The organism is Paenibacillus sp. NPDC056722, from assembly GCF_042790635.1.
Classification (GTDB): domain Bacteria; phylum Bacillota; class Bacilli; order Paenibacillales; family Paenibacillaceae; genus Paenibacillus_AQ; species Paenibacillus_AQ agri.
The window spans coordinates 25129-38423 of the sequence record NZ_JBHTYV010000018.1 but is presented as its reverse complement, the minus strand read 5'-3'; the positions used below and the strand labels follow the sequence as shown (position 1 = coordinate 38423).

The following is a 13295-nucleotide window of genomic DNA, read 5'->3' as shown; positions in this document are numbered from 1 at the left end:
TCCATTACAAAAGGACCGCGCCCTCTTTTGATTGTCATGATCAAGGGAGGGCCAGCGGTACTAAATCAGGATTAGGTTAAGGAGGGTTGCTCCTTGTTGGACGTTAACAATTTTGAATTTATGAAAATCGGACTCGCATCTCCGGAGAAAATTCGTTCTTGGTCCCGCGGAGAAGTTAAAAAACCGGAAACCATTAACTATCGTACATTGAAACCGGAAAAAGAGGGTCTTTTTTGTGAGCGTATCTTTGGACCACAAAAAGACTGGGAATGTCATTGCGGTAAATACAAACGCGTCCGTTATAAGGGTGTTGTCTGTGACCGTTGTGGCGTAGAAGTTACACGTGCGAAAGTGCGTCGCGAACGTATGGGACATATCGAATTAGCAGCTCCTGTATCGCATATCTGGTACTTCAAAGGTATTCCTAGCCGGATGGGTCTGGCACTGGACATGTCTCCAAGATCCCTGGAAGAGATCATTTACTTCGCTTCCTATGTTGTAACTGACCCAGGTGAAACTCCGCTTGAGAAGAAGCAATTGCTGTCTGAAAAAGAATACCGCAGCTACCGTGAGAAATACGGCTACGGGTTCCAGGCCGGTATGGGTGCAGAAGCTGTTAAAAAGCTTCTTCAAGATATCGACATCGACAAGGAATTGGAATTCCTCAAAGAAGAACTGCGTACGGCCCAAGGCCAACGCCGTAACCGGGCGATCAAACGCCTGGAAGTTATCGAGGCTTTCCGCAACTCCGGCAACAAACCTGATTGGATGATCATGGATGTGCTCCCGGTTATTCCACCGGAGCTTCGCCCAATGGTTCAATTGGATGGTGGCCGTTTTGCTACGTCTGACTTGAATGATTTGTATCGCCGTGTAATCAACCGGAACAACCGTCTGAAGAGACTGCTTGATCTCGGTGCTCCTGATATTATCGTGCAGAACGAAAAACGGATGCTCCAGGAAGCTGTTGACGCCCTGATCGACAATGGTCGTCGTGGCCGTCCGGTAACCGGTCCTGGTAACCGTCCTCTTAAATCCCTCAGCCACATGCTGAAAGGTAAACAAGGACGTTTCCGTCAGAACTTGCTCGGTAAACGGGTTGACTACTCTGGACGTTCCGTTATCGTCGTAGGACCGTACCTCAAGATGTACCAATGCGGCCTGCCTAAGAAAATGGCGCTGGAACTGTTCAAGCCGTTTGTAATGAAAGAATTGGTTAATAAAGGGCTTGCCCACAACATAAAGAGCGCAAAACGTAAAGTTGAGCGCGTTAGTCCTGAAGTATGGGATGTGCTTGAAGAAGTAATCAGAGAGCACCCGGTTCTGCTTAACCGTGCCCCTACGCTTCACCGTCTCGGTATCCAGGCGTTTGAACCGATTCTGGTAGAAGGTCATGCTATCCGTCTTCACCCGCTCGTATGTACGGCTTACAACGCCGACTTCGATGGTGACCAAATGGCGGTACACGTTCCTCTGTCAGCAGAAGCTCAAGCTGAAGCCCGCATCCTCATGTTGGCATCTGGTAACATTCTTAACCCTAAAGACGGTAAACCGGTTGTTACGCCTTCCCAGGATATGGTCCTTGGTACTTACTACCTGACCATGGACAACAAGGAAGAAAAGGGCAGCGGTATGATTTTGCGTACCGTAAACGAAGCCGTTTCAGCTTATCAGCGTGGAACTGCAGGTCTGCATGCCCGTGTTGCTATTCCAGTTAAGGCACTTAACAAAACATGCTTTACTGAAGAACAACAAAATGCGTTGATGATTACAACCGTCGGAAAGATTATCTTTAACGAAATCTATCCGAGCAGTTTCCCGTATATTAACGAAGCAACTAAAACAAACCTGCTCCATGGTACGCCTGATAAGTATTTCATCTATGAAAAAGGTGCCGACGTTCTTGAGCGCATCATGAATGCTCCAGATGCCGGTGCTGTAGGTAAGGAATATCTTGGGCTTATCATCGCTCGTTGTTTCGAGACTTATCACACGACCAAAACATCTGTGATCTTGGATAAGATCAAGCAGCTTGGTTTCACATACTCCACTCGTTCCGGTGTAACGGTTGCCGTATCCGACGTTGTTGTACCTGAGGAAAAAGCACAAATTCTGAAGGATTCCGACGCGAAGGTTGACGTAGTTGCTAACCAATATCGCCGTGGTTTGATCACTAATGACGAACGGTATGACCGTGTCATTGAGATCTGGTCGAAGACCAAAGACGAGCTTACGAATATCCTCTTGAAATCAATGGACCGTTACAATTCCATCATGCTCATGGTAGATTCGAAGGCACGGGGTAACAAATCGCAGATCACTCAGCTTGGTGGTATGCGCGGACTGATGGCAACACCATCCGGACGAATTTTTGAACTCCCAATCAAAGCGAACTTCCGTGAAGGTCTTACCGTCTTGGAGTACTTTATCTCCACGCACGGAGCGCGTAAAGGTCTGGCCGATACAGCGCTGCGTACAGCGGACTCTGGTTACTTGACTCGTCGTCTCGTTGACGTAGCACAGGATGTTATCGTTCGTGAAGAAGATTGTGGTACAGATAAAGGGTTCACTGTTAGCCGTATTCAGGATGGTAAAGAGGTTATCGAGGATCTGTATGACCGTATTGAAGGTCGTTACTGCTTCGAGACTGTTCGTCATCCGGAAACTGGCGAAATCATTGTACACCGCAATGACCTGATTGATTCCGACAAAGCGGAAGCGATCGTCAATGCTGGCGTAACCAAACTGCAAATTCGTTCCGTACTGAGCTGCCGTGCCCGTCACGGTGTCTGCAAGAAGTGCTACGGACGTAACCTGGCAACAGGTAAGCACGTGGAAATCGGTGAAGCAGTTGGTATCATCGCGGCACAGTCCATCGGGGAACCAGGAACACAGCTTACCATGCGTACGTTCCACACTGGTGGTGTTGCGGGAGACGATATCACACAAGGTTTGCCGCGTATTCAGGAGTTGTTTGAAGCCCGTAACCCTAAAGGTCAGGCAACAATCAGCGAGATTGATGGTGTAATCAAGGAGATTCGTGAAACCAAAGACCGTCGTGAAATCGAGGTTCAAGGTGAAGCTGAATCCAAAACTTACTCCATCACTTACGGATCACGGCTGCGCGTGAGCGAAGGCCAGGAGATTGAAGCTGGCGATGAGCTGACAGACGGTTCGATTGACCCTAAAGAAATGCTGCGTATCAAAGGGATCCGCGGGGTACAGAACTACATTCTGCAAGAAGTACAGCGTGTATACCGTAACCAGGGCGTTGAGATCAACGATAAGCACATTGAAGTTATGATCAAACAAATGTTGCGCAAAATCCGCATTATTGATGCCGGGGATACCAATCTCCTGCCAGGTGCGTTTGCGGACATTCATGAATATGAAGCAGCGAACAAAGAAGCTATCCTGTCGGGTAATGAGCCTGCAGTTGCCAAACCGGTACTGCTCGGTATTACCAAGGCTTCCCTTGAAACGGACTCCTTCCTGTCTGCCGCGTCTTTCCAAGAAACAACACGCGTGCTCACAGATGCAGCCATCAAAGGAAAAGTGGATAAACTTCTCGGCCTGAAAGAAAATGTTATCATCGGTAAGCTGATTCCTGCCGGTACAGGTATGAATCGTTACCGCAATGTAAAACTTTCTGATCCAAACGCGGGAGAAGAACTGGAATCTTTAGAGACAGTTCCTGCCGAGTAATAGAATAACCATTGTCAGTGTATTCGCGTCACTTCTGCATTGTAGGATGTGACGCGATTGCCTGGTATGGATATATAAATTTATTGCTGATTTTCTTGACAGGGCCTTCTGATAATGCTAATATGTCTAAGGTGCGTGAGTAGCCTTGTTATTCTTGTTCATTGGAGGTAATGATCTTTCATGACTGAAGATAGAGGATTACAGGATGCTCAGGTCAAGATCGGTACCAAGCAAACCGTCAAAGCGGTGGAGATGGGCCAAGCCGCAGAAGTATATGTGGCAGAGGACGGAGATCAACGGCTTACTTCCAGGATTGTTATGCTTTGTAACAAACAAGGTGTCAAGGTCACTTATGTAGATACGATGCTGAATTTGGGCAAGGCCTGCGGAATAGAAGTGGGCGCTGCGATGGCAGCCGTCTTAAAACAATAGCAAGCATCTAGAAATGTTTTTGTACCGGGGTGTACTTCGGCGGCAAGGACTTTTCATTTGTCTTTTTATGAACCACCTGGGTCTGTGGACTTAAGTTCGTAAGAAGGTTATCAATTCAGGAAGGGGGTGGCACAACATGCCAACAATTAATCAATTGGTTCGTAAAGGCCGTCAAGCCAAAATCGACAAATCCAAATCTCCTGCTCTTCAAAAAGGGTATAACGCCCTGAAGCGTGAGACTACAAATTTGAGCGCCCCGCAAAAACGCGGTGTGTGCACTCGTGTAGGCACAATGACTCCACGTAAACCAAACTCCGCACTTCGTAAGTATGCCCGTGTTCGTTTGACGAACCGTCTTGAGGTGACTGCTTACATCCCAGGTATCGGACACAACCTTCAAGAGCACAGCGTTGTATTGCTGCGCGGAGGTAAAGTTAAAGACCTTGCGGGAGTTCGTTATCACATCGTTCGTGGTGCACTGGATACAGCTGGCGTAGCTAACCGTATGCAAGCTCGCTCCAAGTATGGTGCAAAACGTCCTAAAGTGAAGAAATAAGATTAAAACTTGAGTAAGAACCATTTAAGAAAGGGGGATATCCATGCCACGCAAAGGTCCAGTTACTAAGAGAGACGTACTGCCAGATCCATTGTATAATAGCAAGTTGGTTACTCGTTTGATCAACCGCATTATGCTGGATGGTAAAAGAGGTGTCGCTCAAAGCATTCTGTACAATTCGTTCAAGCTGATTCAAGAACGTACGGGTAAAGAGCCGATGGAAGTTTTCGAAGCTGCCATCAAGAATATCATGCCGGTTTTGGAAGTCAAAGCTCGTCGTGTCGGCGGTGCGAACTACCAAGTACCTATCGAGGTTAAGCCAGAAAGACGTACTGCTTTGGGATTACGTTGGCTCGTGAACTATTCACGTAACCGCGGTGAGAAGACTATGGAAGAGCGTTTGGCGGCTGAGATCATCGACGCTTCCAACAACACAGGCGCTTCTGTTAAGAAACGCGAAGACACGCACAAAATGGCTGAAGCGAACAAAGCGTTTGCTCACTACCGTTGGTAGGATTTTAGTCAATCAAATAACTTCTATTTTGGAAGGAGATCCATTCCATGGCAAGAGAGTTCTCCTTAAAAAATACACGTAATATCGGGATCATGGCGCATATTGATGCTGGTAAGACTACTACCACTGAGCGGATTCTTTTCTACACAGGCCGTACGCACAAAATCGGTGAAGTTCACGAGGGTGCAGCTACAATGGACTGGATGGAACAAGAACAAGAGCGCGGAATCACGATTACTTCCGCTGCTACGACTGCTGCGTGGAAAGGTCACCGCATCAATATCATTGATACCCCAGGACACGTTGACTTCACTGTTGAAGTTGAACGTTCCCTGCGTGTATTGGATGGGGCAGTAGGCGTATTTAGTGCGAAAGAGGGCGTTGAGCCTCAGTCTGAAACCGTATGGAGACAGGCTGACCGTTACAACGTTCCACGGATCGCATATGTAAACAAAATGGACATTATCGGTGCGGACTTCCTTAACGTAATCGAAACTATGCGTGATCGCCTTCAAGCCAATGCAGTTGCTATTCAATTGCCAATTGGTGCAGAAAGTGATTTCACTGGTATTATCGACCTTGTTGAGCAAAAAGCACACATGTTCAAAGATGATCTTGGCCAAAACATCGAAGTAACGGATATTCCGGAAGAATATTTGGCCCAAGTTGAGGAACTGCGTACCGAGTTGATCGAGAAAGTTGCTGAACTTGATGAAGATCTGACTATGAAGTATCTGGAAGGCGAAGAAATTACAATTCCGGAAATCAAAGCTGCAATTCGCAAAGGCGTAGTTGAAGTTAAGATTTTCCCTGTAATCGCGGGCTCTTCCTACCGAAATAAAGGTATTCAGCTTATGCTGGATGCTGTTGTTGATTACCTGCCATCTCCTGTGGACGTACCTGCGATTCAAGGTCACCTTGATGACGGTACAGAAACTGTTCGTCATTCTTCGGATGAAGAGCCGTTTGCTGCATTGGCATTTAAAATCATGACAGACCCTTATGTAGGTAAACTTACATTCTTCCGCGTGTACTCCGGTGTTCTGGAGTCCGGTTCTTATGTAGTTAACGCTACTAAGGGCAAGCGCGAACGCATCGGCCGTATCTTGCAAATGCATGCGAACAGCCGCCAAGAAATCTCCATTGTATATTCTGGTGATATCGCGGCAGCCGTTGGTTTGAAAGACACAAGTACAGGTGATACACTATGTGATGAGAAACATCCGGTAATCTTGGAGTCCATGAACTTCCCTGATCCGGTTATCGAAATCGCAGTTGAACCAAAAACCAAAGCTGACCAAGATAAATTGGGTGTTGCTCTCGGTAAGTTGACAGAAGAGGATCCTACTCTTCGCGCTCACACTGACGAAGAAACAGGTCAAACTATCCTGGCAGGTATGGGTGAGCTTCACTTGGATATTATCATCGACCGTATGCGCCGCGAATTCAAGGTAGAAACCAACGTGGGTAAACCACAGGTTGCTTACCGTGAAACATTCAAAGCTCCAGCACGTGTTGAAGGTAAATTCGTTCGCCAATCCGGCGGTCGCGGTCAGTATGGTCACGTATGGGTTGAATTTGAACCTCTCGAGCCGGGTACTGGCAGCCAATTCGAAAGTAAAGTTGTCGGTGGTTCTGTACCAAGAGAATACATCGCTCCTGCACTTGCCGGTATTGAAGAGCAAATGAAAAACGGCGTACTTGCAGGCTTCCCGCTTGTAGACGTTAAGGCTACCATCGTAGATGGTTCTTATCATGATGTTGACTCCAACGAAATGGCATTTAAAATTGCCGGTTCGATGGCGCTTAAAGCAGCTAAAGAGAAGTGTAAACCTATCTTGCTTGAGCCAATCATGAAAGTGGAAGTAACTGTTCCTGAGGAATACATGGGCGACGTAATGGGTATGTTGAACTCCCGCCGTGGACGGATCGAAGGTATGGATTCCCGTGGTGGTGCTCAAATTATTCGTGCGAAGGTACCTCTTTCCGAAATGTTCGGATACTCCACAACTCTCCGTTCCGGTACTCAAGGACGCGGCGTATTCTCAATGGAGCTTTCTCACTATGAAGAAGTTCCTAAATCCATTGCGGAAGAGATCGTCGTTAAGAACAAAGGCGGAGAATAATTACCCGTTTTAACTTGCCGTCCGGTAAACTAATCAGTCATCCAGATATACTTGTAGGCGGACGGCTCTAATAAAAAGGAAACCATATTAAGGAGGAACTGTTCAAATGGCAAAGGCAAAGTTTGAACGTAACAAACCGCACGTTAACATCGGTACTATTGGTCACGTCGACCATGGTAAAACGACTCTGACTGCTGCAATCACTACTGTATTGTCCAAAACTTACGGTGGTGCTGCTGTAGCATTCGACCAAATCGACAAAGCTCCTGAAGAGCGCGAGCGTGGTATCACTATCTCCACAGCTCACGTTGAATATGAAACTCCTGCTCGTCACTACGCACACGTAGACTGCCCTGGTCACGCCGACTATGTTAAAAACATGATCACTGGCGCAGCGCAAATGGACGGAGCGATCCTGGTTGTATCCGCAGCTGATGGCCCTATGCCACAAACTCGCGAGCACATCCTGTTGTCCCGCCAAGTAGGCGTTCCTTACATCGTTGTCTTCTTGAACAAGTGTGATATGGTTGAAGACGAAGAGTTGTTGGAATTGGTTGAAATGGAAGTTCGCGACTTGCTGAGCGAGTATGACTTCCCAGGCGACGACACTCCAATCATCCGTGGTTCCGCTCGTGAAGCTCTGCAAAACCCTGAAGGCGAATGGGCTCAAAAAGTTGTTGAAATGTTCAACATCATCGATGAGTACATTCCACTTCCAGAGCGTCAAACTGACAAGCCTTTCTTGATGCCTGTCGAGGACGTATTCTCCATCACTGGCCGCGGTACTGTGGCAACTGGTCGCGTAGAACGCGGAACAGTTAAAGTGGGCGAAGAAATCGAAATCGTTGGTATTCACGAAGAAACTAAGAAATCCGTAGTTACGGGCGTTGAAATGTTCCGTAAATTGCTGGATTCCGCTCAAGCGGGCGACAACATCGGAGCATTGCTTCGTGGTGTAGACCGTAACAACATTGAGCGTGGCCAAGTATTGGCTAAACCGAACTCCGTTAAGCCACACACTGAGTTCACTGCTCAAATCTACGTTCTGACAAAAGAAGAAGGTGGCCGTCACAAGCCTTTCTTCACTGGTTACCGTCCACAGTTCTACTTCCGTACAACTGACGTAACTGGTATCATCAACCTGCCAGAAGGTACTGAAATGGTTATGCCTGGTGATAACATCACTGTAACGGTATCCCTGATCTCCCCAATCGCGATTGAAGAAGGTACTAAATTCTCCATTCGTGAAGGCGGACGTACAGTTGGCGCCGGCGCTGTAGCATCCATTCAAAAATAATTAGGCTCTATCCATTAGGATAGTTCCTGAACATAGGAACAGAGGATCTTCTCACGAAGATCCTCTGTTTTTTATATATACATTGATACGTAGATACATAGAGACATGCAAAAAAACTCTGCTTCGCTGAATGCGGCAACAGAGCTTTCTTAGTACCAACATATTTATAAGTTGCGAGTATAGGCTGCATCTGGAATCTTGCATAATATGACATGCAGACTTGCCGGTATTTCTCCGCTGTTATGAAAAGCGAATGCTTCCTCTCCACAGATGTGGATAACCTCCCCCTTGTTGACTTCCCCATCGACTCCGTTCACAGTGACTGTGCCGTTGCCATCAAGCACCAGAATGTAGACATCAGTTCCTGGATGCGTATGTGAGGGCAATTGTTGTCCAGGCAGGAAATTAAGTACGAACACGATACTTTCGCCTTCTTGAAAGAGTGTTCTTTTTGTAAAACAGCCCTCCTGGTATTGGATAGCTTCGGATAATAACAACTTCTGCATATATGATCTTCCTTTCATTATAGGTTGGTTTGTTAAATTCTGATCTCATACTCACAGTGTTCATGACCGCTGACGTTACACTTGATCTCTCTGACTGTCGTTTTTCGCCCCATGATTTTGGACATAGCCCCCTCAAGGATTGCTCCTTTTAAATCACAGACCATTTTTTCCTCCATTACAGGTAGTCCTTTGCAAAAACAGTCATCCACAGCGATATTTATCTTGTGATTATCCTTGTAAACAATGCGCGGAATGCCAATTTTCAATTCCTCAAACAGCTGCAGCAGCTCGTCTAAATTTTGTACAGGCAAACTCTCACCGATTTTGCGACCAATCGTCAGTGTTGTTGCCTTGCCTTCCATAGGAAGTCCCTGGTTTAGTCCGATCAGGCGTATTGTGCGAAAAAGCTCCAGTGGAACCATATTGCCTAGTTGGGCCCGCTCCATTCTCTTCATATCCTCAAAGGTGTATTGCAGCATAAGCATTCCCTCCTGATAATGTTTTTGCTATATGCCTATTGTGACAGCCTAAAGGAATGGAGTCCTTGATATAGATCAATTGTTCAAAATTACCGTGAGGAGGATCACATGGATGAAGATAACCCTTTGTTATGGTAGGAGTAGCACTATAAAGGAGGGGATTATATGTCCTGTTCTAGTTGTTCTTTATCTTCCTGTGTTCAGCTTGTGCCGGTATTTAAAGGTCTAAGGGATACAGAAGTCGCGCTTATAGAGGGAATTACTGAGTCGAAGCACTTTAGAAAGGGGAGTCTGGTATGCGTTGAAGGTGAGCCATCGGATTCTTTATTTGTATTGCACTCGGGATTGATTAAACTTACTCAAAGCAGCCGGGATGGAAAGGAGCATATTTTGCGGTTTCTATTCCCAGGGGATTATTGTGGTCAGTTCTCCATGCTGAAGAACACAGAGAGTTATGTTAATGCGGAGATGCTGGAAGAGGGTACGGTATGTTGCTTGCGTAGAGAACAGTTTCTCCCTTTATTGGCCGGTAATGCGACACTAGCTTATAACTTCTTACTGTCGATGAGTGAGCAGCTTCATTATGCGGAAGATTGGGCTGGTGCAATGCATATGCTAGAGGTGGAGCAGCGACTGGCCAAAATCCTCATGTACTTCTATTCAAAGGATGGGGCAGTTCTGGCACAAGAGGCTCATCCAAGAAAGATTCTTTTGCCAGCGTCCAAAAAAGAAATCGCAGCAATGATCGGAACAACCGCAGAAACGCTAAGCCGAAAACTCAATCTATTTGCTAAGTGGAAATGGATTGCGGTACGTAAACGAGTGATTGATATTTTAGACTTGGATGCCTTAATTAGGATGAGCGAGATAGGAACGGGTAGAAAAATGTAATGAATCAAAAGATACGTCCTATAACAGGATAAGCTAAATGAGATATGAAGTATTTAAAATGCAAACTTCGACATATGAAGAGAAATAATCTGTTTATTTGCGTTATTACAACATAATTCTACAAGAAACTACTTAAAATTCTTTACAGTGCATTGATGGATAAGATAGTATGAGAGTATAAATCATTGTAAAATGGTAGGGATTTGGGGAGTGTTATTATGGGGAAATGTCCGTTTTCTTTTATGCACACTTTAGCTTCACGAAGGAATAATGCGAAACCGCCCGATATATATTCCTTAAATGATCCTGCTCCTTTAATGCCTGCTAATGAGACTTTTCACAGTCTTGAAGGGCATAAGGAGCTTAATGAGCAAATGAGAATGATTGATCTTACGAAAGAAGATTTATCTCAGCTGCAGCAGGTTAAGCCGATTCTTGAACGCAATATTGATTACATCATTGATCACTTCTACGACTCGGTGTTAGGCGTCCGCAAGTTAGAGGCCATCATTAAGGAACACAGTAGTATTGAGCGGCTGAAAAAGACGCTGCGCGACCACATCATCGAAATCTTCGACGGCAATGTTAATGAAGAATATATTGCTAAACGCCTCCACATTGCAAACATCCACAAGAGAGTTGGGCTGGAGCCCAAATGGTATTTATCCGCTTTTCAGAACCTCCAAAATGTATTTATCACTGTTATCCACAATGAATCAAGCAACGATCAGGAACGAGTAGCCTTTGTCCAGACTGTGACTAAGCTCTTGAATCTGGAGCAACAACTAGTGCTGGAAGAATACGAGAAAGAGAACATCCGTGAGAAGGAACTGCAATATCAGACCGTTAAAAATGAACTGAAGCAGAAAATAGCTGAATTCAGTGGTGAACTGGTAGATCTCAGTATTGATACCAACGCAGCTGTAGAGCAACTGGTGGCCAGTAGTAATGAAGTTAATGATACATTCAAACGTACGGCTGCTTCCGCCCAAGAGTCGCAGGAGATGGCGCAGGATGGACGAGAGCATTTGAGTGATCTCACAGAACGGATTAATTATATTTATGAGCGGAGCGAGGCGATGGAGCTGTCAGTGAATGAACTCTCCAGTTCCTCTAAGCAGATCCAAAAGATTGTGGCTGCCGTACAGGAGATTGCCGATCAAACGAAGATTCTTTCTCTCAATGCTACTATAGAGGCGGCCAGGGCTGGTGAGCATGGAAGAGGATTCGCTGTAGTCGCACAGGAGGTCAGCCGGCTTGCGGAAGATACCAAGAGCACAGTCGTATTGATTGGGGAGCTAACGAGCAAGTCAGGCCTTCTCAGTCAACAGGTGGTGGAGGAGATCCGTAAGGTACAGGAACTCACTAAAAGTGGTAAGCAGAAATCTATGGAGACCAGTCGACTTTTCACTGAAATTGTGGAAGCCATGCAGAGCAGTACTCAGGAGATTGTTACGGTAGAAGAGGAAATAAGAACTCTAATCCAGACGATTGAAGGAATCGGGTCCACAACGGCCCAGTCCGCGTCCTCGGCAGTGTTTTTTAAATCAGCTACGGAAAATCTTTAACATATATATAGAAGAAACCAGTTTTATGACCAAAATTAACGCTGCATAAGAAATTTATGCGCGTTTTTTTATTTTCGCTTGCAAAGTATCCGCCTATTCTATATAATAATAAATGTTGTTCTGAGACGTTGCGATGATGTGAGAGGTTACTGACACACCCGGCCCCTTTGCCATGGGGACGAACGTCGGAAAATTTTCACGGAGTATGTCCGATACCAAATTGGGCGATAGAAGGAGGGACTAAAATGGCAAAGCAAAAAATTCGTATTCGCTTGAAAGCATACGACCACAGAATTCTTGATCAATCCGCAGAGAAGATCGTTGAAACAGCAAAACGTTCGGGTGCTGGTGTATCCGGGCCGATCCCGCTGCCAACTGAGAAGCAAATCATTACTATTCTCCGTGCGGTGCACAAGTACAAGGATTCCCGTGAACAGTTTGAACAACGGACTCACAAACGTTTGATCGATATTGTGAACCCAACACCACAAACTGTGGACGCCTTGATGCGCTTGGATCTGCCGTCCGGTGTAGATATCGAAATCAAATTGTAATACTAACTTTACGAACTTAGGAAAAGAAATGAGGTGTCAACATGAAAGGTATCTTGGGAAAAAAACTCGGTATGACTCAAGTGTTTACTGCGGAAGGTAACGTAATTCCTGTTACTGTTATCGAAGCTGGACCTTGTGTGGTACTGCAAAAGAAAGACCTGAATATCGACGGATATGAAGCAGTGCAGTTGGGCTTTTCCGACAAGAAGGAAAGTCGCTCCAACAAGCCTGAACAAGGTCACGCCAAAAAGGCAAATGCAACACCTAAGCGCTACGTTCGCGAAATTCGCGGTGTTGATCTCGGGGCACTCGAGGTTGGACAAGAGCTTAAGGCTGACATTTTCGCGGAAGGCGAATTTGTTGACGTAACTGGTACAACCAAGGGTAAAGGTTTCCAAGGTGTTATCAAACGTTGGGGACAAAGCCGCGGACCAATGGCTCACGGTTCCCGTTACCACAGAAGACCAGGTTCCATGGGCTCGATTCAAGCTAACCGTGTTCCTAAGGGCAAACGCCTTCCAGGACACATGGGCCACACAACTGTGACGGTTCAAAAGCTTGAGATCATCAGAGTGGATGTAGAACGTAACGTATTGCTGGTTAAAGGCGCGATTCCGGGCCCGAAAAACAGCTTTGTGAAAGTGAAACAAACCGTTAAGAAATAATT

The 13295-nt window shown here is 46.0% G+C and carries 12 protein-coding genes; 10 read left to right on the top strand and 2 right to left on the bottom strand.

The genetic code is table 11. From position 1 onward, the window contains the following. The first annotated feature begins 93 nt into the window (after positions 1-93). The 6 genes from rpoC to tuf all read left to right on the top strand — a co-directional run bounded on the left by rpoC (position 94) and on the right by tuf (position 8630). Positions 94-3705, top strand: coding sequence for a DNA-directed RNA polymerase subunit beta' (gene rpoC / locus ACFRAM_RS26655; protein WP_175370350.1), 3612 nt, complete (start codon positions 94-96; stop codon positions 3703-3705). 180 nt (positions 3706-3885) lie between these two features. After that, a complete protein-coding gene (locus tag ACFRAM_RS26650) occupies positions 3886-4137 on the top strand; it encodes a ribosomal L7Ae/L30e/S12e/Gadd45 family protein (protein WP_066367675.1) in 252 nt (83 codons plus the stop codon). 136 nt (positions 4138-4273) lie between these two features. Then, a complete protein-coding gene (gene rpsL / locus ACFRAM_RS26645; RefSeq protein ID WP_066367672.1) occupies positions 4274-4693 on the top strand; it encodes a 30S ribosomal protein S12 in 420 nt (139 codons plus the stop codon). Between the two features lie 43 nt (positions 4694-4736). Then, positions 4737-5207, top strand: coding sequence for a 30S ribosomal protein S7 (gene rpsG, locus ACFRAM_RS26640; protein WP_019908219.1), 471 nt, complete (start codon positions 4737-4739; stop codon positions 5205-5207). A 47-nt stretch (positions 5208-5254) separates the two neighbouring features. Next, complete coding sequence (gene fusA / locus ACFRAM_RS26635) at positions 5255-7333, top strand: elongation factor G (RefSeq protein ID WP_379469881.1); 2079 nt, start codon at positions 5255-5257, stop codon at positions 7331-7333. 106 nt (positions 7334-7439) lie between these two features. Next, positions 7440-8630 (top strand): elongation factor Tu, encoded by a 1191-nt coding sequence (gene tuf, locus ACFRAM_RS26630; RefSeq protein WP_066367658.1) that lies wholly within the window; start codon positions 7440-7442, stop codon positions 8628-8630. Positions 8631-8794: 164 nt separating this feature from the next. Here tuf and ACFRAM_RS26625 read toward each other — a convergent pair whose 3' ends face one another. Next, complete coding sequence (locus ACFRAM_RS26625; protein WP_379469876.1) at positions 8795-9136, bottom strand: cupin domain-containing protein; 342 nt, start codon at positions 9134-9136, stop codon at positions 8795-8797. Between the two features lie 32 nt (positions 9137-9168). Beyond that, a complete protein-coding gene (locus tag ACFRAM_RS26620) occupies positions 9169-9615 on the bottom strand; it encodes a V4R domain-containing protein (protein WP_379469874.1) in 447 nt (148 codons plus the stop codon). A gap of 165 nt (positions 9616-9780) precedes the next feature. Here ACFRAM_RS26620 and ACFRAM_RS26615 point away from each other — a divergent pair, with 165 nt between their 5' ends. The 4 genes from ACFRAM_RS26615 (at position 9781) to rplC (ending at position 13293) form a co-directional block, all read left to right on the top strand. Further along, positions 9781-10506, top strand: a complete 726-nt coding sequence (locus tag ACFRAM_RS26615; protein WP_379469872.1) for a Crp/Fnr family transcriptional regulator — start codon at positions 9781-9783, stop codon at positions 10504-10506. Between the two features lie 218 nt (positions 10507-10724). Next, on the top strand, positions 10725-12074 hold the full coding sequence (locus ACFRAM_RS26610) for a protoglobin domain-containing protein (RefSeq protein WP_379469870.1): 1350 nt from the start codon (positions 10725-10727) through the stop codon (positions 12072-12074). 245 nt (positions 12075-12319) lie between these two features. Further along, the gene (gene rpsJ, locus ACFRAM_RS26605) at positions 12320-12628 is read left to right on the top strand and encodes a 30S ribosomal protein S10 (RefSeq protein WP_017692074.1); all 309 of its coding nucleotides are present in this window, start codon (positions 12320-12322) and stop codon (positions 12626-12628) included. Positions 12629-12669: 41 nt separating this feature from the next. Then, positions 12670-13293: a 50S ribosomal protein L3 gene (gene rplC, locus ACFRAM_RS26600; RefSeq protein ID WP_066367635.1), complete on the top strand. Its 624-nt coding sequence runs from the start codon at positions 12670-12672 to the stop codon at positions 13291-13293. The last annotated feature ends 2 nt before the right edge of the window (positions 13294-13295 follow it).

Bases quoted from the DNA above. Each gene is read 5' to 3' on its own strand.
- rplC (WP_066367635.1), top strand. From the start codon at position 12,670: ATGAAAGGTATCTTGGGAAAAAAACTCGGTATGACTCAAGTGTTTACT.
- rpsJ (WP_017692074.1), top strand. From the start codon at position 12,320: ATGGCAAAGCAAAAAATTCGTATTCGCTTGAAAGCATACGACCACAGA.
- ACFRAM_RS26620 (WP_379469874.1), bottom strand. From the start codon at position 9,615: ATGCTGCAATACACCTTTGAGGATATGAAGAGAATGGAGCGGGCCCAA.
- rpsL (WP_066367672.1), top strand. From the start codon at position 4,274: ATGCCAACAATTAATCAATTGGTTCGTAAAGGCCGTCAAGCCAAAATC.
- ACFRAM_RS26625 (WP_379469876.1), bottom strand. From the start codon at position 9,136: ATGCAGAAGTTGTTATTATCCGAAGCTATCCAATACCAGGAGGGCTGT.
- ACFRAM_RS26610 (WP_379469870.1), top strand. From the start codon at position 10,725: ATGGGGAAATGTCCGTTTTCTTTTATGCACACTTTAGCTTCACGAAGG.
- fusA (WP_379469881.1), top strand. From the start codon at position 5,255: ATGGCAAGAGAGTTCTCCTTAAAAAATACACGTAATATCGGGATCATG.
- rpsG (WP_019908219.1), top strand. From the start codon at position 4,737: ATGCCACGCAAAGGTCCAGTTACTAAGAGAGACGTACTGCCAGATCCA.
- ACFRAM_RS26650 (WP_066367675.1), top strand. From the start codon at position 3,886: ATGACTGAAGATAGAGGATTACAGGATGCTCAGGTCAAGATCGGTACC.
- tuf (WP_066367658.1), top strand. From the start codon at position 7,440: ATGGCAAAGGCAAAGTTTGAACGTAACAAACCGCACGTTAACATCGGT.
- ACFRAM_RS26615 (WP_379469872.1), top strand. From the start codon at position 9,781: ATGTCCTGTTCTAGTTGTTCTTTATCTTCCTGTGTTCAGCTTGTGCCG.